General features: G+C 39.8%; 22 protein-coding genes. 18 read left to right on the plus strand and 4 right to left on the minus strand.

Annotation, left to right across the window (positions count from 1 at the left end):
- The first annotated feature begins 1 nt into the window (after position 1).
- Positions 2-922 (plus strand): non-homologous end-joining DNA ligase, encoded by a 921-nt coding sequence (gene ligD / locus EZJ28_RS00600; RefSeq protein WP_131393814.1) that lies wholly within the window; start codon positions 2-4, stop codon positions 920-922.
- A gap of 1 nt (position 923) precedes the next feature.
- Positions 924-1505 carry a DUF1989 domain-containing protein gene (locus tag EZJ28_RS00605; RefSeq protein WP_207388417.1) on the plus strand — a complete coding sequence of 194 codons (582 nt, stop codon included), beginning with the start codon at positions 924-926 and terminating at the stop codon, positions 1503-1505.
- Here the strand turns inward: EZJ28_RS00605 and EZJ28_RS00610 are convergent.
- The 3 genes from EZJ28_RS00610 to EZJ28_RS00620 all read right to left on the minus strand — a co-directional run bounded on the left by EZJ28_RS00610 (position 1502) and on the right by EZJ28_RS00620 (position 4248).
- Positions 1502-2221, minus strand: coding sequence for a TerC family protein (locus tag EZJ28_RS00610; RefSeq protein ID WP_131393816.1), 720 nt, complete (start codon positions 2219-2221; stop codon positions 1502-1504). The genes EZJ28_RS00605 and EZJ28_RS00610 overlap by 4 nt on opposite strands.
- Positions 2222-2398: 177 nt before the next feature.
- The gene (locus tag EZJ28_RS00615) at positions 2399-3505 is read right to left on the minus strand and encodes a ScyD/ScyE family protein (protein WP_131393818.1); all 1107 of its coding nucleotides are present in this window, start codon (positions 3503-3505) and stop codon (positions 2399-2401) included.
- A gap of 257 nt (positions 3506-3762) precedes the next feature.
- Entirely contained in the window at positions 3763-4248 is a 486-nt protein-coding gene (locus EZJ28_RS00620) for a hypothetical protein (RefSeq protein ID WP_131393820.1), read from the minus strand.
- 244 nt (positions 4249-4492) lie between these two features.
- On the opposite strand from EZJ28_RS00620, the gene EZJ28_RS00625 reads away from it, so the two are divergent.
- From EZJ28_RS00625 to EZJ28_RS00655, 7 genes are all read left to right on the plus strand, one after another.
- Positions 4493-5803, plus strand: a complete 1311-nt coding sequence (locus tag EZJ28_RS00625) for an aminotransferase class V-fold PLP-dependent enzyme (protein WP_131393822.1) — start codon at positions 4493-4495, stop codon at positions 5801-5803.
- A gap of 170 nt (positions 5804-5973) precedes the next feature.
- Positions 5974-6549 (plus strand): hypothetical protein, encoded by a 576-nt coding sequence (locus EZJ28_RS00630; protein WP_131393824.1) that lies wholly within the window; start codon positions 5974-5976, stop codon positions 6547-6549.
- A gap of 114 nt (positions 6550-6663) precedes the next feature.
- Positions 6664-7107: a GNAT family N-acetyltransferase gene (locus tag EZJ28_RS00635; protein ID WP_131393826.1), complete on the plus strand. Its 444-nt coding sequence runs from the start codon at positions 6664-6666 to the stop codon at positions 7105-7107.
- A 320-nt stretch (positions 7108-7427) separates the two neighbouring features.
- Positions 7428-8153 carry a hypothetical protein gene (locus EZJ28_RS00640; protein ID WP_131393828.1) on the plus strand — a complete coding sequence of 242 codons (726 nt, stop codon included), beginning with the start codon at positions 7428-7430 and terminating at the stop codon, positions 8151-8153.
- A gap of 108 nt (positions 8154-8261) precedes the next feature.
- A complete protein-coding gene (locus EZJ28_RS00645; RefSeq protein WP_131393830.1) occupies positions 8262-9065 on the plus strand; it encodes a DUF726 domain-containing protein in 804 nt (267 codons plus the stop codon).
- Between the two features lie 265 nt (positions 9066-9330).
- Entirely contained in the window at positions 9331-9585 is a 255-nt protein-coding gene (locus EZJ28_RS00650) for a hypothetical protein (RefSeq protein WP_242670040.1), read from the plus strand.
- A gap of 137 nt (positions 9586-9722) precedes the next feature.
- Positions 9723-10754: a S9 family peptidase gene (locus tag EZJ28_RS00655; RefSeq protein WP_131393832.1), complete on the plus strand. Its 1032-nt coding sequence runs from the start codon at positions 9723-9725 to the stop codon at positions 10752-10754.
- Between the two features lie 141 nt (positions 10755-10895).
- Here the strand turns inward: EZJ28_RS00655 and EZJ28_RS00660 are convergent, their stop codons facing one another.
- Complete coding sequence (locus EZJ28_RS00660) at positions 10896-11573, minus strand: class I SAM-dependent methyltransferase (protein ID WP_165499004.1); 678 nt, start codon at positions 11571-11573, stop codon at positions 10896-10898.
- Between the two features lie 247 nt (positions 11574-11820).
- Here EZJ28_RS00660 and EZJ28_RS00665 point away from each other — a divergent pair, with 247 nt between their 5' ends.
- The 9 genes from EZJ28_RS00665 to EZJ28_RS00705 all read left to right on the plus strand — a co-directional run bounded on the left by EZJ28_RS00665 (position 11821) and on the right by EZJ28_RS00705 (position 20254).
- Positions 11821-12321, plus strand: coding sequence for a carboxypeptidase-like regulatory domain-containing protein (locus EZJ28_RS00665; protein ID WP_131393836.1), 501 nt, complete (start codon positions 11821-11823; stop codon positions 12319-12321).
- A 155-nt stretch (positions 12322-12476) separates the two neighbouring features.
- Positions 12477-14480: a serine hydrolase gene (locus EZJ28_RS00670; protein ID WP_131393838.1), complete on the plus strand. Its 2004-nt coding sequence runs from the start codon at positions 12477-12479 to the stop codon at positions 14478-14480.
- 76 nt (positions 14481-14556) lie between these two features.
- Positions 14557-15081 (plus strand): hypothetical protein, encoded by a 525-nt coding sequence (locus tag EZJ28_RS00675; RefSeq protein ID WP_131393840.1) that lies wholly within the window; start codon positions 14557-14559, stop codon positions 15079-15081.
- 165 nt (positions 15082-15246) lie between these two features.
- Positions 15247-16560: an erythromycin esterase family protein gene (locus EZJ28_RS00680; RefSeq protein ID WP_131393842.1), complete on the plus strand. Its 1314-nt coding sequence runs from the start codon at positions 15247-15249 to the stop codon at positions 16558-16560.
- Between the two features lie 145 nt (positions 16561-16705).
- Positions 16706-17083, plus strand: coding sequence for a DUF2255 family protein (locus EZJ28_RS00685; protein WP_131394828.1), 378 nt, complete (start codon positions 16706-16708; stop codon positions 17081-17083).
- 125 nt (positions 17084-17208) lie between these two features.
- Entirely contained in the window at positions 17209-18072 is an 864-nt protein-coding gene (locus tag EZJ28_RS00690; protein WP_131393844.1) for a type II CAAX endopeptidase family protein, read from the plus strand.
- 48 nt (positions 18073-18120) lie between these two features.
- Positions 18121-18504 carry a hypothetical protein gene (locus tag EZJ28_RS00695; protein WP_131393846.1) on the plus strand — a complete coding sequence of 128 codons (384 nt, stop codon included), beginning with the start codon at positions 18121-18123 and terminating at the stop codon, positions 18502-18504.
- 337 nt (positions 18505-18841) lie between these two features.
- Positions 18842-19396 carry a hypothetical protein gene (locus tag EZJ28_RS00700; RefSeq protein WP_131393848.1) on the plus strand — a complete coding sequence of 185 codons (555 nt, stop codon included), beginning with the start codon at positions 18842-18844 and terminating at the stop codon, positions 19394-19396.
- Positions 19397-19528: 132 nt separating this feature from the next.
- Entirely contained in the window at positions 19529-20254 is a 726-nt protein-coding gene (locus EZJ28_RS00705) for a hypothetical protein (protein ID WP_131393850.1), read from the plus strand.
- Position 20255 lies beyond the last annotated feature (1 nt).

Here is a 20255-nt window from a genome sequence, read left to right on the forward strand (position 1 = left end):
GATGGGAGAGGAAAGGAAAATTGGCAAACACAGTTTTGAGGTGAGCAACCTGGATAAGCTCTTCTTTCCGAAGGAGGGATACACCAAGGGGGACCTTGTAGACTACTACGAAAGGATCGCAGATACCATGCTGCCATATATCAAGGACCGCCCGCTCACTATGATACGGTTTCCCAACGGGATAGAAGACAAACAATTCTACCAGAAAGACGCACCCGATTATTTTCCGAAGTGGATAAAGACAAGGACCATTGAAAAACAGGAGGGGGGAACTACAAATTACGTGCTGTGTAACGATAAGGCAAGCCTGGTCTACCTGGCCAACCAGGCCTGCATCACTCCGCATATCTGGCTGAGCCGGAAAGACAGGCTCAATTTTCCCGACAGGATGATCATAGACCTGGACCCTTCTAAAGATGATTTTGGCGAGGTAAAGACCGCTGCAAAAAAGATCAGGAAGCTGCTGGGAGAAGAGCTTGGTTTACCACTTTATCTTATGACTACCGGTTCCCGCGGGCTGCATATAGTAGTGCCTATGAAGCGAACCCGGGATTTTGATGAGGTACGCAAATTCGCCCAGAAGGCTGCAAGGCTGCTGGAGCAGGAATATCCCGATACCATGACCACGGCAGCCAGGAAGAACAAACGCGAGGACAGACTCTTTCTCGACGTGGGAAGGAACGCCTTCGGGCAGACCGGTGTGGCACCCTATTCGGTAAGGCCAATTGAAGGCGCCCCGGTGGCAACCCCGCTTGACTGGGACGAGCTGGACCGCTCTTCACTTTCAGCGCAGAGCTATAACATAAAGAACATTTTTAAACGGCTGGGCAGTAAGGAAGATCCGTGGAAAGACATGAGCGCTTCGGCAGTGAGCCTTACTTCAGCCATAAAGGAACTCAATAACATATTCAAGGAAAATTAGTATGATGCAGGTAATAGGAAAACAAAGTGGTGCCGCTTTCAGAATAAAAAAAGGACAGAAACTAAAAGTGACAGATCCCGACGGAGGGCAGGTGAGTGATATGGTGCTCTTCAATGCCAGCGATAAAAGAGAGAAGATCTCCAGCGGGAAGACCCTGGATTTTGAGGAAAGCATACTTATAACGAAAGGCGATTTCTTATGGAGCAACCGCAGCAATAAAATGATGAAGATCCTGGAAGACACCAATGGACGGAACGACTTTCTGCTGGCGCCCTGCAGCCCCGAGACCTTTAAGATCATGTACAATAACAACGAATATCATCCCAGCTGTTTTGAGAACCTCTACACCAACCTGGAACAGTATGGGATAGAGCCCGATGATATACCCACAGCCTTCAATATCTTTATGAACGTTCAGTTTAAGCCGGATGGAAAGCTGAGCGTGGAACCGCCCTTAAGCAAAGCCGGCGACCATGTGCTCTTTGAAGCCCGGATGGACCTTATCGTAGGCCTTACGGCCTGCTCGGCCGAAGACAGCAACGGCGGTAGCTTTAAGCCTATCCACTACGAGATAATGGACTAGGCGTTCTTTTTGCGGTACCTCATGTTCAGCATCTCTATGGCTAGTGAGAAGAACACCGCGAAATAGATATAGCCTTTTGGTACGTGATAATGCGCGCCTTCCACGATTAGCATCACTCCTATCAGGATAAGGAAAGACAGGGCAAGTATCTGTATGGTTGGGTGCTGGTTTACGAACTCTCCCACCGGTTTGGCGAAGATCATCATCACTATAATGGCCACGATCACCGCGATCACCATGAGGATGATCTCATCGGTAAGTCCCACGGCAGTAAGTATGGAGTCGAAGGAGAAGACAAGGTCCAGCAGAACTATCTGTATGATGGCGGTGCTGAACTTCATGGTCTTCTTTACCTTTTTCCCGGTCTCGTCCTCCTCATGCTGGCCTTCCACCTTATGATGTATCTCCAGGGTAGACTTTACCAGCAGGAAGATACCACCGGCTATAAGGATGATATCGCGCCAGCTTAGCTCAAAGTCGGCGAAGGTTAATATGGGTTCGGTGAGACCAATGATCCAGGTGATGCTCAAAAGCAGGAGTATCCTCATTACCAGGGCGATGGTAAGACCTCCAAGCCGTGCCTTTTTCTGGTTCTCTTCGGGCACCTTACCTGCCACAAGCGAGATAAAGATGATGTTGTCTATCCCAAGGACTATTTCCAGAAAAGTAAGGGTGAGCAGGGCCACCCAGGTATCGGGTTGTAAGAAGATCTCCATATCAGAAAATTGAATGCTAAGCCGCTAAATTATGGAAAAACCGACGCTTTTTGGTTAAAATTTTGCAAAGGAAATCTATAGATTTCCGGAGCGTAATCGTACCACAGAGACCTAAAAAAGATCCCACCGGTTAGAGGTGGGATCTTGAGAAAATGATTTATTATTTCTCTTAAGGTGTTACAAAGAGATCTCAATGACCTCAGACAAGCCTGGGATAAGTGAATTCTGTGTAGCCCACAGTCTGCCATCCTTGTCGAAGGTGATGGCAGTTAGCATTGGGATTCCCGTGGCTATAACTTCACATTGCATTGTTTCGGGATCACATGCTTTTATGTTTCCGCCGGCAAATGAATCCAGAAATTCCACGGCAAACCAGCTTTGTTCGTCCAATTCGGCCACGTATAGCATACCGTTCTCATCGAATGTAAGGTCGATGATAGAGGTAAAGCCACCATCAAAGGCTTTCATACAATCGGGGCTTGAACCGCACATGGCCCCGGAGGCACCAGGCGAAATACGCCAGATATTGGATTCGCCGGTAGGAGCAGGAAAGCCTTTAAGCTCTCCAACATAATAATAACCATCCGGGCCTAAGGTTACCGAGGTAGGTACCGCCTGCGCCGGAATCATGTCTGGCAGGCCGCAAGGTCCTGCTCCGGAGTCCGGGCATCCCACGAGGTTTTTTAGGTTTTCGGTGGAAACCATTTCAGGAGGGAAGATGGCCATAAGCTCAATATTCCCATTGTTGTGGACCTTTAAGAGGTCGTTAGCTCCGGCATCTGCCACTACCGCAAAACTGGCGTTATGTGCATAGACCGCATACGGATTGGAGTCCAGTTCTTCTTCTCCATCAGGGTTATTTTCACTTTCAAACTCGAAAAGGTTAGCCACCATTTTAGTACGGCCTTTAGTTACGAGATGTATTCCCTGGCCCGAATCCTCGGTAGGAGCTCCAAACCACGGCCAGGTGGTAACCCACATTACACCGGTACCAACGGGTGCAACCGATGAAGCGCCTTCCAGGGAGAATAGAATTTCTCCATGCCGGGTAGAAATACCGGCCCCTGCGTCGGCGACCAGGATCTCATTGTTCGGTGCGGTCGCAAGATCGAAGATAAAACCGGTAAATCCACCATCACCATTGTGATTCGCCTTAAGGGAGGCCGGATTCATTAGGGATGATTCTTCCTGTGCCGGAATAGCTGTGGGTACGCTTTCGTTACTACAGCCAGTGATGAAAATACCAATCAGGCAGAGAAGCCCTAAAACAGAATAATTTTTCATGATTTAAAATTTAGTTGATTAATACTTTTTCAAAAAAATTATGAGGAATGTGACCCTCCCATGCCGAAGAGTTAAGCGAGGTTTATTGCAGGCGAAACAGTTATAACCAACTGAAAAACAGACTATTAAATATAATGTTTTTAAATTTTATAGTGGAAATATTTTTTCAGATTTTTAAAAAAAGCGGGTTTAAATTCAGGTTCATAATAACCTGGGTGCGGGCAGGAAAAAATATAATTGAAAGTTGTTTCAAAGGCTTAATTGAGGCCGAACTTTATGGAGATCCCGCCATAGACCGAGGCCTGGAAGAAATCATAATCGGTACGCCAGCGGTATTCCCCGCGGGCATAGACGAAGAAGCGGTCAAAATGGTATTCCAGTCGGCCGTTTGCCGCGAGGGAGGGATACACCTTCCAGGGGCGGCGTATAAAGGAAAGGCTCAGATCGGCTACCGGGATAAGCATCTTTCCGGGCCTAACCACGAAGCCGGGATTTATACCCATGGATTCATATCTTATGGCGGTAAAACTTTCATAATAGACCAGGATGCTGAAGCCGGCGTTGCGATAACCGGCGCTAATGGTACCGTCGTAAGCTGCGTCGTTCACCGTGCCGCCAAAGATCGCGTTACGAACATCCACGCCGGTACTTATAAAGAAATAATCCTCGTCCCGGGTAAGCCAGTACTGGGAGAACGATTGCAGCGGAAACAGCAGCAGCAGAAGAAAAAAAAGTCTTTTCATTGCACAGAGGCCAAGCCGGGACTATTATGTGTTTCATTATGAAAGGCTTATGAAGATACGTCATAATTAGGAATTGTGAACATCCTTCATAAAATACCGGAAGCAGGGAAAATAACCTCATATTCTGCCGGAAAGTAATTATGTGTCTGTTAGTCAGTTATTTATGTTCATATATCTCCAATTTTTTATAGGCTGTCTTCCTGCAAATGAGTAAATTGTATGCTTATTTTTTAAATTTTCTCTTATGGACAGACGCAGTTTTTTAAACCGGACCGGAATCGCCATGGGGGCAGGAATTGGCCTTCCCGCCTTAAGCGCCTTTGAAAGAATTACTCACCCTGAGGTATTTGATAATGATGTGCCGGCTAACTGGGACGATCTCCGGGATATGTTCCAGCTGGAATCCGGCAAGATACATATGGCCCTTATGCTGCTGGCTTCCCATCCACGGCCGGTGAAAAACGCGATCGCCAGGCACCGGGAAAACTTTAATAATAACCCGGCAGAGTACTGGGAAAATAATTTTATGACCGCGGAACCCAGGGTGATAGCAGCCGCCGCGGAATATATGAATGCCGATCCCTCTGAGGTCGCGCTTACCGACAGTACCACCCAGGGCCTGGGCATTTTATATACGGGGTTAAAATTTAAAGAAGGCGAGGAGATACTTACCACCACCCACGATCATTATTCCACCGAAAAAGCACTGGAGTTCGGGGCACAGAGAAGTGGTGCAAAGATCAGGCGCATAGACCTGTACGATGAGCCCTCCCAGGTCTCGGCCGATGAGGTGCTGAGCAGGATCAAAAAGAACATTAATCCAAAGACACGTCTTGTGGCGGTTACCTGGGTACATTCCTGTACCGGGGTAAAATTGCCCGTAAAGAAGATAAGCGGACTCATCAGGGAGCTGAACAGCTCGCGGGCGGAAGAAGACCGTATCTATTTCGCGGTAGACGGGGTACATGCCTTTGGCCTTGACAATATAGATATCCAGGATCTTGGATGTGACTTTTTAGCGGCGGGCACCCATAAATGGCTTTTCGGGCCAAGGGGTACCGGGATATTATTTGCGAAGAAGGATGCCCATGATATGGTAATTCCCGTGATCCCGGCCTTCTCGGCTGCGTACGGGGAGTGGCTGGGAGTTGTGCCTAAGGACCAGCTTAACTTTAGCTATTTGAATTCCCCCGGAGGCTTCCATGCCTTTGAACACCGCTGGTCGCTGGATGAGGCCTTTAAGCTTCATATGAACACGGGCAAGGAAAATATCGCCGCGAGGAGCAAAAAGCTGAATACGATGCTTAAGGAAGGCATGAGCAAGATGGCTCATGTGCGATTGCTAACCCCGGTATCCGACGAATATTCAGAGGCCATCAACTGCTTTGAGGTAGATGGATTAAGCCCGGACGAGACGGTAAAAAAACTTCATGAAAAGAAAATAGTAGCTAGCAGTTCACCTTACCGTAAGAGTTATGCCAGGCTCACCCCTTGTGTGATCAATACCGAAGAGGAGGTTAAGTACTGCCTTAAGGCACTGGAGGAACTGGCTTAGATATCCAGGATCTTTTTAAGGTAAACATCCGTTGTTCAGCTGTAATAGGGTGATAGGTGTTTTATGTTTTATACTCAAACTATTAAAAAATTAACTTAGATTTATAGGGAATCTGTTGTGTCCAGAACTGTAGTATTTATAGGGGTATAGCCAGTTAATTACAATTATGTATGATCAATCTTAAAGGAAGAATTATAATATTATTATTTACGTTTCTGATAAGCTCCTGTGGAACTTTTAGCGAACCCATACATAATCAGGGTAAGGTGGATATTAATAAAAGTAATTTAAAACAGTTAAATGGTAATTACAGCAGATTCTCTAACACCTATTTAGATACTAACACAGCTTATGATTTTAATGACTTATTCCAGTGCTTTTATCTTTGGAAAGAAAAAAAATTAAGGGATACGAGCACCAGTGAAAAAGACTTTGTTGCATTAGAGGTAATTGATGAAAAAAGGATCAAAGTAAGCTTTATAAAAAATGGCCAAATTGTAAAATCTAAAATATTAAAAGGGGAATTAACAGAGAACACATTTGTATTTAATGGACGCAACTTTTTAATACCTCTTATTTTTATAAATTTTGGTGAACGGCATAGAACCAGAATTAGTCTTTCGGAAAATGGCAGTTTGAATTTAGATGCTTTTCAATTTGCTATGGGTAATTTTTTTATTTTTCCATGGACAAGTGGTCATTATGAGGAATACGATCTGGAGTTTAATAAAATAGCTGAAAAATAAACCAGGTGTAAGCCGACATCCCGATAGCTATAGGGACCGTGTCTTTATTCCTCCAACTGGTGATAACCGAGACCGGTGTAACCGATTTTCAAAGTGATTTTAATCAAAAAATGAATGATACGACCTTATATTCCTGAAGATAGATCAGCAGTAAAAGATTTATTAAAAAGAAATATTCCTAAATATTTTGATCCCTCTGAAGAAAAGGAATTCGAAAAATATCTGGATGAAGAAAGAGAAGATTATTTCGTTTTCGAGCAGAATTCTCAAATTGTGGGTGCCGGTGGCATTAATTACTTTCCTAAAGAAAAGATAGCTAGAATTTCCTGGGATATGATTGATCCTGAATTACAGGGCAAAGGAATTGGGAAAAGCTTGACACAACATAGAATTGATTATTTAAAAAATAATACTCAGGTAGACCTGATTATTGTCAGAACTTCCCAATTAGCTTTTAAGTTTTATGAAAAAATGGGATTTGAATTAGAAGAGATCGAAAAGGATTACTGGGCAAAAGGTTTTGACCTATACCTAATGAAAAAAAGAAATAAGGCTTAATTCATATTTTAGGATAGTTAGAATGTATATACCCCTAACAACAGGTGGTTATAGCTGCCGGGCCATGCGATGTTATGGCTATTTCTCAAACTACTGACTAACGGAATGATATATAAGTACTACACGTTTGGAATTTCTTCTGTCTGGAAGAGACCGTGCTTATAGATTAAAAAATATTTTACACCTAAGGGTGAATCTGTTAAAAATGCCTTAAATTTATTGGGAATTTTGCCCCGTCACTGAACCATAGACTATTAGGTCTACAGTTTAAGATTGGTCAGAATTGAAAATTCTTTAATCTAATACTAACCAATCAATTCATGAAAAAGTTATTTTTATTTTTCACTCTTGCCTTACTTATTATACCAAAGAATGTAAAATCCCAGAATGAAGGGGAAACAATAGCAGCAGTGGCTGGTGGTTTATTAGCCATTGGAGCCGGTATTGCTGCCGTAGAGGAGATGAAAGAACAGGCTGAATTAACAGCTACTCAATGGTTGTTATCCAATCACCCGGAATATGAAAGTTTTTCACTCAAGACCTTAGATTTTGATGGTAAAAAGCTAAAAGACATGTCTTCTGCCTCGGTAATAACCTTTAAGATCCAGGAATTCGAGCCGGCTGACAAACCGGAATTAAATGGCACCAAGAAAGTTCTTTTCGGCTTTACAAGTTATGGATGGATCAATGAATACGGAATAAACTTCGATAAAGTGCAATGGCACTTAATTGATGCTAAAGAATGGATGAACATGATGGTCGCATATTCCAAAGTTTCCTCCACTGAAAAAGATGATTTAAAAATAAGGGAAACTCTAAAAGACGGTAAGATCGTCAATCGGGGAGTGAAGGGAAAAGGAGGAATGGATATTCCCTTTTATAAATTAGAGGGTGACATGTACCTGGTTACAGACTATTCTCCTGAAATGAAACTTATCTATAACGAAAGGTCTTTAGGTATCTTTCTAAAAAGTACGAAGGACCTGGTTCAAATAAGCAGGGGAGGAATTATCGATATACATGAATTCTTTTTTGAAGAAGGATAATTAAACATAAAGGCGAACGCGGGGATTCCGATAGATCTCCGCGTCCCCTACTCCGCCAACTTGCGTTATGCAAAACCGTTGTGTGCAATTTTTGACTAATATCAAACTATGAAGATAAACTGCATTTCAGAAATAAATGAAGTAGATCAAATTGAAAAGTCTCTTCTTCAGAAAATACTTTTTCGTGATTCTACTGATAAATTTAAAATTACAAAACATAGGGCAGGAAAATATCCGGCTATAATTACTGTAAGTGGATTTCTAACTGAAGATGAAGATAATTATCAAAAATGGGAAAATAGTATTTTAAAGCTTTATCCAGATCAAGAATGGTTTCATTTAGAATGGAACAACAAAAATTTACCTCCTAGATTAAAAAGACTAGTAGAAAAATGGGAAAAACGTCTTAAAAGGGAACATACTACAGTAGGTTTGACACCTATAATTTATCCAACTTTACCTTATTGGCTTATTAATAATTGGTGGCACGTTGCAGTTAGAAATTCGCGCCATACTGGAAAACTTTTGGCTAAAAGAATCTTAACATGTCGAAACAAAGAATTTATCTTAATTGGACATTCATTAGGTGCAAGGGTAATTTACAATTGTTTGAAACATATAAGTTCAATTGGTGAAGAAACCAGTATAAAAGAAGTACATCTTCTAGGTGGGGCTGTTAATAGTAGACCAAAGAAGTGGAGTAAAATTCAAGGAACGGTAAAAAATAGTCTAAATAATTACTACTCTAATAATGATTTAATTTTAAAAATACTTTATTCAGCGGCAATGATTGATAGATTTCCAATTGGCCTGAAAAAAATTGATTTATCATATTTCAAAAACTTTGACTCCACAACTGAAATTTCTGGTCATACTAAATTTATTCAGAACTTTCACAAAATTAAAAAATAACAAAAACAGCTGACAACAAAGCATAACCCAAATAACCGGCAGCCTTAGGAAGAAAAGAATTAACTTCACCAGCAAACCGGGTATTATGCCGGGAAAGTGTTTCTGGTCGCCAACCTGTCTTATGCCAGGCGCGAAACGAATATTTACTTAGAACTGAATGAGAATGTATAGAATTTTAAAAATAATATTGATGTGGCTGCCTTCAGTTATAATTAGCCTGTTCTTTATTCCAAACGCTTTAGATAAAATCCTTAACTCTAATCAAATGGATAAAATCGTGACTAATAGTACCATCATGATCAGTACGGGAATTTTCCTTTTGATCGCAACAGGATTGTTCCTGTATAATAAAACTATACTGCTCGGGACTACGCTCCTGGCACTCTACATGACCTTTATAGTGTTTATTCATATGTACAAAGGGAAACCATATGAAGTAGCAATTTTAATTGTGATGGCCACAATACTCGCTTCTTACATGAGGAAACCGAAAATATTTCATCAAAGACAAGAACTGTAGATTTAAATAATGGGATCAAGTTCAGACCTCAAATTTTTACATAACGAACTGACAAAAATTTGAAACGGAATAAACATTTACCACCAACGGTTTATTGCCAATAGACAGCAGCCTTAGTAAGAAAATAATTAATAGCAATGAAAGTAATTAAAGTGATAGCCGTTTTTATAGGAATAATATTAATAGTTGCTATTATAAAAATTGGAGTCCCGATTGGTGAAAAACTGTATAACAAATATCAATTCGAAAATTCCCTCTCCAACACGGTATTTGACAAAGAGATCGAACCCGGTGCTTACCTAAATGCAAAAAGCTTAAAAGACGGAGAAATTATATCCAAAGAATTATTTCAACTCTCAGAAATCCCCCCGATCTGGGATAAAATATCCCTGAACGACTCATTGTTGGAGCAATATCAATATTTAGACAAAGTAAACTTCTCCCTGATCGTTTATAAAAGCGATTCGTTATTAGTAAGCGGACTAATTGCCGAACCTAAACAAAATGGCAAATTTCCTGTAGTTATATTTAACCGGGGAGGAAATAAACAAACCGGGAAGTCGGCAAAAGCCAAAACACTTTTTTCATTACTTCAGGTAACAAACCTGGTTGAAGAAGGATATGTGATCTTAGCACCTTGTTACAGGGAGAATGATGAATTTGGAGGTAGCGATATTAATGATGTCCTGAACCTGATAAAAACCACCAGATACCTGCAAAAAGCTGACCCGGAAAGAATTGGAATGGCTGGGTGGTCCAGAGGCGGAATGATGACATATTTAGCCCTTAAAAAATCTGAAGAGATCAGAACGGCGGTCGTCATAAATGGTCCGACGGAATTGTCGGAATTAATTGAAGAAAGGCCGGAAATGGATACAAGGGTCTGTGCGGAGCTCATTCCAAATTATAAAGACAACAAAAAGGAGGAACTGGAAAAACGCTCGGTTCTATACTGGGCAGAAGAGCTGGATAAAAATGCAAACCTGCTTATCGTATGTGGCACAGAGGATGAGCAGGTCAATCCAAGACAGGCGCATTTGATCGCGGAAAGATTAGCGGAGATAAACTATGATTTCACCCTCAAAGAATTTGAGACCGATCATAAATTCAGTGGTAAGAATAAAGAATTGAACATTTTAATTGCAAACTGGTTCAATAAAAATTTATAGCACGCACCATGCACAACAACGCATACCTCAAATAACCGGCAGTCTTAGAAAGAAAATAATTAACTTGATCAACATCCCGCTAGTAATCAAAATCCTTAAAACGTTCTTTTCTAGCATTTCCGTATGAAAAAAGGCTAAGTGTTACTGTATCTTAAAGACACTGGTTTCAATAATTCCTTTATGTTCATCGGGACGCAGCTTTAGCAGTGTTCTTTTCTCTATTGCTTTAAAATGGAATGGTGCTGCCGAGATATCCAGTCCGCTTTGTTTTTTTAACCTGGTTCCCTGACCTGAAATAATATCCCTGTTAGGCACAAAATCCCCGTCAGGGATATGCTCGGTTAAAATAAGATATTTAAAATCACGCAGTTTTTTCAGGATGGAATCTACCTCAGCATTCGATAAATGCTGCAGCACCTGTCTCAGGATGGCAATATCCCCGGCAGGAAGGGGATCTACCGCAATATCCAGACAATGAAATTCCAGGTTTTCCCGGCGAAAATTTTTAGTGTTATAGGCAATAAGCGGCTCTACAATATCCACTCCTGTATATTTCCCGGAATATTTTACCAGTTCCTTGCCGACGTTAAAATCCCCGCATCCCAGGTCGCATAGGGTAGGAGGACTTTTAAATGAATTTAAAAAGGAGGCCACCACTTCGATATACGGGTCTGTAAGATTCGGATTATGGGATCCGGCGCCGGAATAGAATTCAGTATCATCAGCACCCCACAGGTTCATGCTGTAGACCTGTTCCATCGCGGCTTTTGTGGGCCAGGGCTTCCTTGATCTTTTAACCGGCTTATCTTTTTGCTTCATCAATAATTCATTGGCGTTGAAAGTTACGATTCTCGTTAATTCCTGGAAACAAAGATAAAGCAGGTTTTGCAGCAGGGACTCCTGGCTGTTAGCCTTAGAAATAAATAAGTGTCTTCATTAGGAGAGCAGGTCTTAAGCCAGCGGGAGCGCATATAACCACTATAACTTGTGATAATTGAAATTTTTATAAGTATTTTTAGAAGAACTAAATTGCCTGATGAACTAACGAGTTACCCAAACTTTCACATTGAAAATATTTAAGACCATATTCTTTGTCCTGCTCTTTATTCAAGCGGGATTCGCCCAAAAAGGGATGATAAGAGGTCATATCCAGGATACTGTAAAAAATGAAGGAGTGGCTTTCGCAAAAGTCCTGATCAATGAATTAGACAGGGAAACAGGAACTGACGTGACCGGTGATTTCAGTTTCGGGGATATACCTCCCGGGACCTATAGTCTGCAAGTCTGGATTCAGGACTATCCCGGTAGGGAAATAGATTCCATCGTTATTGCACCCGATGGTATAACAGATATAAGTATCCTGTTCCCACCCGAATGTAATTTTAATCATAATGATATGACGTGCCCTGTTTGTAATAAAAAAGATGAGGTCATCCCTATCGTGTATGGACTCCCAAGGGAGGAAATCTTCAAAAAAGCTGAAGAAGGTAAAGTGAAATTAGGAGGTTGCGTAGTTTCTACCTGCGACCCTCAATGGTATTGTAAAAGGGATAAAAAATCCTTTTAGGAAAAGAATGCTACACCGGAGGCAAAAGTTTTTCAACAGGCGTTACCGTTAGGGAGAAAAGGATTAACTTCACAACCAAACCGGGTATAAGTCGTAATCCCTGCTTCGAGAGCTTTCGATAACCAGGACCGGTGTGTGCAATTAATAATACTACTATGGATCACAAGCTGCTAAGGTTACTATTACTGCTGATACTATTTCAGGTAAGTGCCATCCAGGCCCAGGTTGAAAAAGGCGAACTGGTTAAGGGGGAACTTATTGAATCAGGAATCAATTCAGAAGAAAAACATCACTACACTATCGATCTCAAGAAAGATCAATTCGCATTTTTTAAGTTGATGCAAGATGGAATAGATCTAAAGGTCACAACCTATAGCCCGCTCGGGGAGAAACTGGAGGAATTTGACAGCCCCAACTACAGAAACGGTTATGAAATGTTTAGCATATCTTCTAATCAGGGAGGCAGGTTCCTTATAGAAGTTGAATCTATTGGTGAAAAAGATCATGCCGGGCAGTACACATTGTTCGTACAGAGTATAAAACCTAAGGCAGTTACCCGGGAAGAACAGGTAGATGAACTTTTTACTGCGTGGGATACTGATGATAGTCCGGGAGCGTCGGTTGCGGTCGTTAAGGATGGGTCTATCCTGTATAAAAGAGGCTATGGTATTGCTAACCTGGAATACGACATCCCTATAACTCCTTCTACGGTATTTCATATCGCTTCCGTCTCAAAACAGTTTACCGTTTTCTCAATTCTATTGCTGGAAAAACAGGGGAAATTGAGTCTGGATGATGATATAAGGAAATATATTCCCGAAGTGCCCGATTTTGGAAAGACCATCACCTTAAGGCATTTAGCTTCTCATACCAGCGGGTTAAGGGATCAATGGAATTTATTGACGATGGCGGGCTGGCGAATGGACGATGTTATTACCACAGAACATATTCTGAAACTCGTGAGCAGGCAGAAGGAATTGAACTTTGATCCCGGGGAAGAGTTCGCATATTGCAATACCGGCTTTACGCTCCTTGCTGAAGTGGTTTCAAGGATCTCTGATATGTCTTTTGCTGAATTTACCAAAATGAACATATTTGAACCATTAGGAATGAACAATACCCTTTTTTATGATGATCATGAGAAGATTGTAAAGAACCGGGCCTATTCCTATCAATCTGATTCCGATCAATATAAAAAGAGCGTGTTGAATTACGCGAATGTGGGAGCCACCAGTCTTTTTACCACTGTGGAAGATCTAAGCCTGTGGGCCATGAATTTTACAGATATTAAGGTGGGAGATGCCTCTATTATCACTAAAATGAATACGCCTGCCGTACTTAACAACGGGGAAAGCTTTGGTGGGGCTCTTGGCCAGTTTGTGGGTGATTATAAAGGATTGAAGGAAATACAACATGGAGGCGCAGACGCCGGTTACAGATCTTATTTAACGCGCTTTCCCGAAGAGAACTTCGCGGTGGCTGTACTTAGTAATTCCAACGGATTCAATACCCGCAGAATAGCGCATAAAGTGACAGATATTTATCTGAAAGATAAAATCAAGACCGATGATACAACTGAAGAAGTGAAAGAAGAAAGCGAAGCAGAAGTTGTGGCCATTGATCAAAGCTTATTAGAGAAATATACCGGTGATTTTGAATTAGAACCAGGCTTTATTCTTACGATAAGCTCTGAAGATACCCAGTTAATGGTCCAGGCAACAGGACAACCAAAGGTTGTATTGCAGCCGGTTTCCATGACCGAATTCAGGGTAGCAGGCGTTGAAGCTAAAATTGAGTTCATCGCTAATGAAGAAAATAATATAGATCTTCTAAAACTCCACCAGGGAGGGCAGATCATGGAAGCTCCAAGAGCTAAAAAATTCGACGAGTCTACCGTGGATCTTTCTGACTTTGTAGGGGAATTTTACAGCGACGAACTGGCCACCACATACTACTTTACTGTGGTGAATGATGGTCTTGTTGCGAAACATAACAGGTTAAGCGACTTTAAGCTGATTCCTGTAAAGAAAGATATGTTTAAAGGTGACACCTGGTTTTTCGGGCAGGTGGAATTTATCAGGGATGAGAATGATTCAATTACAGGATGTAAAGTATCCAACGGGCGGGTGCGAAACCTGTTTTTTGAAAAGCTGGAGTAATTCGTTGGCCCGCATTCGCACTTCGACAGTTCCCTAAAAAACTAAACTTTAATACTCTGAGAAGAAAACCTTGAAATTGAAAACAGAAAAATTACCATTGGAAGCAAGTTTCAATCCTCATCAGATAATGATCATTATGGGATTTTCTTTAATTCCTTTAATGATCGTAATCGAGTTGATGGACAATAATTTGAACTGGAAAGGATACCTTATTTTTATTTTATCGCTTCTTTTATTCTTCTATTTAATATCACTCGCATTTTCCAGAAAAGGATTACTCAAAAAGGGAAATAAGTTATACCGGGCGAAATTCTTTAATGGAATAACGCTTTACAGCAATAAAGTGAGTTTAAATGACAGGCCGGTAGTTTCAATCTTAAAGTTTAAGAAAAGACAGAAATATGCATTCTTTTCGGTTGCAAAACCCGATCTGGACAAATCCTTCAATTCATTTGAAATATTTGTTTTGAATGACAGGCATATTAAAAGAGATTCGGTAATGTATTTTAAGAATGAAGAGAACTCCCAAAGAGCGATTGAATTTCTTACTACACAATTTCCATTAAGACACGAGGTGTTTAGTCCTAATTTTGCACGGTGAGAACAGGAGGTGATAAAGTATGATCTAAACAGGCCCTGGCCTTAGAAAGAAAATAATTAACTTCACCACCAAACCAGGACCAAGCCGACAAATCCACGTCCCTTACTCCGCCAACTGGCGATAACCGAGACGGTTGTACACCATATAAAAAAAACAATCCTTTTGATGATAAAAGTAATTTCAGTAAGCATATTCTTTTTAACACTAATAAGCGCTGCTCAAAACAAGGAAACGATAGAATGGATAAATAATAATTCAATCCTTATTGAAGATGCTAATTCAGATTCTCAACTAATCGATTTTGAAGAGAAGATCCCTGTAAAATTCAGTAATGCTAAAATTTTTGGTTTTGGAGAAGCATCTCATAACACAAAGGAGTTTTTTACTATTAAGTCAAAATTTTTCAAGCACCTGGTAAAAACTCAAGGTATAAGGGTTTTCATAATGGAAGAATCATATCAGGCTGAAGCTGGAATAAATGAATGGATTAGTGGTGGAAAAGGAAACATCAAAACGATAGCTGAGAATTTTAATATTGGATTTTGGCGTTCCAAAGAGGTAGTAGACCTATTACAATGGATGAGGGATTTCAATTTAGATAAACCAAAAGACGATCAGATTCGCTTTTATGGTATGGATATTCAAAATGGAAAAAACTTAAATCGGGAAATAAGGGATTTTGTAAATGGATACAGAATACCTATTGACGAAGATATTTTGAAAATCGCAGATAGTTGTTCTAATAAAAATATAGAATATGATAAACCTACTAACTGGGCCAAAATTCAGGTGCCAAAATTAAAAAAGCTTAAGGAAACCATACTTGATTATATAAGCCGAATAAATCTTAGTGAGGAAAAAGAAAGATCTATTATCAGAAGTATAAACTACTTGATAAAATACACTGAATATGTATCGAATACTAAAGGCTTTAGAGAAAGAAATGAGTTTAGAGATTTAAAAATGTTTGAAAATGTCAAATGGATTATTGAAAATGAATCAGAAAATGGAAAAGCTTTTATTTGGGCTCATAATGAGCACATTAACAAAAAAGAAATGTATTCCGCTGGAAGCGATATAATTAATTTAGGGCGTCGCTTAAAAGACTACTACAAAGAAGATTTTTATAGCGTAGGTTTTGATTTTGCAACTGGAAAGATAAAAGGTTATGTAACCGATGAAAAAAACGGTAATCACTGGAAAACTTACCATATAAAGAAACCCTTTCGAAGAACTTATGCCAGAACATTAAATTTAGTGGATAAGAACATTTACTTTATTGATTTAGCTAAAGTGGTTGAAAAGGAACCAGCAGAATTCTTTAGTAAAGAAAATGAATATTTACTTATAGGTGGAGGCGGATATCAACCAAAACCCTTATATAAGATAAAGATTTCCAAAATATATTCAGAATCATATGATGCTTTGATCTTTGTAAAAAAAATATCAGTACCTGATTATGAGTTAAGTGAACTGTAAACCTTGTACAGCAATGGTACATCACCAACAGGGCTAGCCTTAGAAAGAAAATAATTAACTTCACCACCAAATCGGGACCAGGACGTAATCCCTGCTTTGACAGCTTTCGATAGTCCGGACCGTGAGTAATAATTTCATCAATAATATGTTTCCACAAGAGCTCTATACCTATTTAGCAAATAATACATTAATTGAAATAAAAGGAGGTACAAGCAGACCGACCTTTTTAAAGATCTGGATGGTAGAAATAGATAAAAGAATTTTCGCCAGAAGTTGGAACAAAAGCGAAAGAAGTTGGTTTACGGAATTCCGGAAAACAGGAATCGGGGAATTGAAATTCGGTGAAAATATAATCAGAGTAAAAGGCGAGAAAATTGATCCGAGTAACCCGATTAATCAAAAAATTAGTGAAGCATACCTCAGGAAATATGATCAACCCGAGAATATAAAATATGCAGAAGGCATTTCGCAGCCTGAATATTTCGATTATACAATGGAATTTTTACCTCAGGATTCTGCTTAGAATTGCTCAGACAGGCGGTAGCCTGGAAAGAAAATAAGTCATTTCACAAACAAACCAGGGCCTTAACCCGCGATCCCTGATTCGCAGCTTGCAATAGAGACCGTTGCCCACAATATTATAGAAAATTGGAATTAACCGAAGAACATTCAAAAACTCATAAAAGGGTCAAAATACTCGGGAAATATCCAATCCTGAGTTTTATAATAATTGCTTTTATACTTACCTATGGAGTAGGCATTCCTTTTAATATGTGGGTTTCTCAAAATTTGAAAATACCTAATCCCTTTGATATTTACTTATCCAGGTTAATCACTGTTATATCACCTGGAATTAGTGCTATAATATTGATGTGGAGTAATAAAGAAAAGATTGCACTAAAAAGGTTTTTTCCTGCAAGTGAAAACATTCATTATTATTTCCTGATACCCTTTCTAACACTACTAATATCAGTCATATCATTAATTTCGGGAGGCACTTCGGCCGATCTGATAACTACCATTATCCAGGAAAATTGGGAACAACTAATCTTTCATCTGATCTTACAAATATTAATAATTGGAATTGGAGAAGAATTAGGATGGAGAGGATGGCTCTTACCAAATTTGAATAAAAAATATACTTTACTAAAAGCTATGTTTTTCGTTTTAATTATCTGGACCTTATGGCATTTCCCAATCCTATTTCAGAGAAGTGAAATTCTGATTCCATGGTTGCTTATAATCACTGGGGCCACAATGATACTTACCTGGAGCTGGAAAAAATTTGGAAATAATATTCTACTCTTCGCGGTAATACACGGATCAATAAACTATCCTCAGTTTTTTTGGGATAATCAAACCAATAGGATTGACAGCCAGTTAGTATTGAATGGCTGGACAATTTCGGGTTATATATATTTTGTACTTGGAATTGTTGCTCTTATTTCAATGAATAAAGTATTTAAAACAAAATATAAAACTAATACTGAGACCTTGGGGCGCGGTTTGTGAACTGGTAATTGGAGCAAAAAATAAACTAACTTTAGAATAAAAAGTAACATGAAGAAAGCATTCATAGTAATTTTTGTTACGCTTTGTCTGAGTTGTTCCAGTGATAATAGCGGTACGATCTCAATTGGCGAAGGGAAATGGGTTGAAATCGAAACAAAATCCGACACGCTATCCTTTAGTTCGCTTGGGGGTATGGACATAATGACCCTGGCCAGGGGAGAAGAATTGCAGGAGGGAGTTTTGAAACCAAAATACAGGTCTGGCCGGTATGAATATGGAATTTCAGAAGGAAAAATAAGTTTGAGATGGCTCTTGTCCAGCAATTCTCAGTTTGAGGAATATAGTTTCAGAATTGAGGATGAAATAATGTATATAGGAAATTTCTACGCTTCGTCTTCGGGAGAGATCCTGACTTTTAAAAAACTGGATTAACATAAACGAATAAGGGAATCCATGATCATTAAAGCTTGTGCTCACAAAGAATTCATCGCAAACAGGCGCTACCGTTAGAAAGAAAATAAGTATCCACACCCCATAGTTAAGCCTAAGCATCCACTTGTGCCTGCAATAGGATAATGAATCTGCTTACTGTTTATAAAGGCTTTTAAATCATATAGTTATATATTTTTAAAGTAAAAATGTTTAACTTAAACATTCCTAAGTTTCCGCAGAAATTCCCTGCAGCTGCCGGAATCTTTCCCCACACGTCCAGCTTTTGATATGACAGCCCAGGGGGCATTGTATTGAATGAATACTTCAGTTAAAGATTATGGGAAAATGGACATTGATACTTTCTTTTTTTCTTTTCAATATTCCGGTAATTCAAAGCCAGATCATTGATAAATATTCAATTTCCGGAAAAGGAACCATGGACATTTTTACTGATTCCTTTTTTGAAGGAATCGATCTAAATATCTTTTCCAGATCTTATATATATACCATCGGGTACTACGATGGAGAAGAGTATTTTAATGATTTTCTTTTCCCTGATTCCCCGGAAGAAAAGTTTTATCAATTCAACTTATTATTTGGAAAATATATTGACTTGCAACGCCAGAATTTCAGAATTCGATACCAGGCTGGAATAGGACGGTTTTGGGGAACTTTAAGAACTGATGAGTTAGATCCGGAGTTTGGTGATTTTAATGTTAGCAACTATCTGTCAGAAGAATTTTCAACGATTGGTTTTCCAGTTAAAATTGGAGGAAGATATATTCCTTTTAACTTTCTAAGTATTGGAGTAGATATACAGGCTAATCTGAACGCTGAAAGAGTCATAGTCAGACCCATGTTGTGTCTGGACATTGGAAAATTAAAGGATTGAAGAAAAGCCCTAAGCACAACAACGCATAACCCAAACAGGTCCAGTCCCTGGAAAGAAAATAATTATCTTTATAAGGGACTAGGTCTAAGCTTCCAATTCAATAATTTTTTGAATGTCAAAAATATTAGAGCAATGAAATCATTAAAAAAATTCCGAACCCAATGGGTTATAACAACGTCCCTGGGATATCTGCTGGGATTTTTATCTTTTATCTTAATCAGTGCAGTCGCCTCATCGATTGCTCCTGAGGCGATGGCCGATATCAATCGTGCAGATATACCCCAACAACTTGACCCTGAAAATCTTCCTGACTGGCTTGATCGCTCCACATATGAGGCTTTGTATTGGCATAATCTCTGGAAACATCTTATAATGTATCCTGTTTTTGGGGCATTACTGGGAAGTTTGCAGTCTTTGGTACTGAAAAAATATATTCTGAAAGTATGGCCCTGGATTTTGGCTTCCACCTTCGGATTTTTGATAATTATATCTGGTGAGCTTATTCAAAGGCATCTTGTTATGGGTCCGCATGCGGGACCGGTTGAGCCAATCTTTATCGTTTTAGGTGGAGGTGGTTTTATGGGACTGTTTCAATGGTACTGGTTGAAAACACAAAATATTAGGGCTACTAAATGGCTGATATTATGGATTTCCGGAATAATCCTGGGAATTATTGTGGCTATAGCTTTTCTCATGGGTCTGGGTGCGTTGATTGGTGATGCTATAGCATCTCTCGAAGAAAATGCGCCAAAAGTTGCTTTCGGTATTGAGCTTGGACTTTTTGGAGCAGTTACCGGTGCGGTAGCAGGATGGATTAGTGCAAAACCTCTCTATCAGAAATTAGTAAGAAGGAAATAAT

It is taken from the genome of Gramella sp. KN1008 (assembly GCF_004332155.1).
Classification (GTDB): domain Bacteria; phylum Bacteroidota; class Bacteroidia; order Flavobacteriales; family Flavobacteriaceae; genus Christiangramia.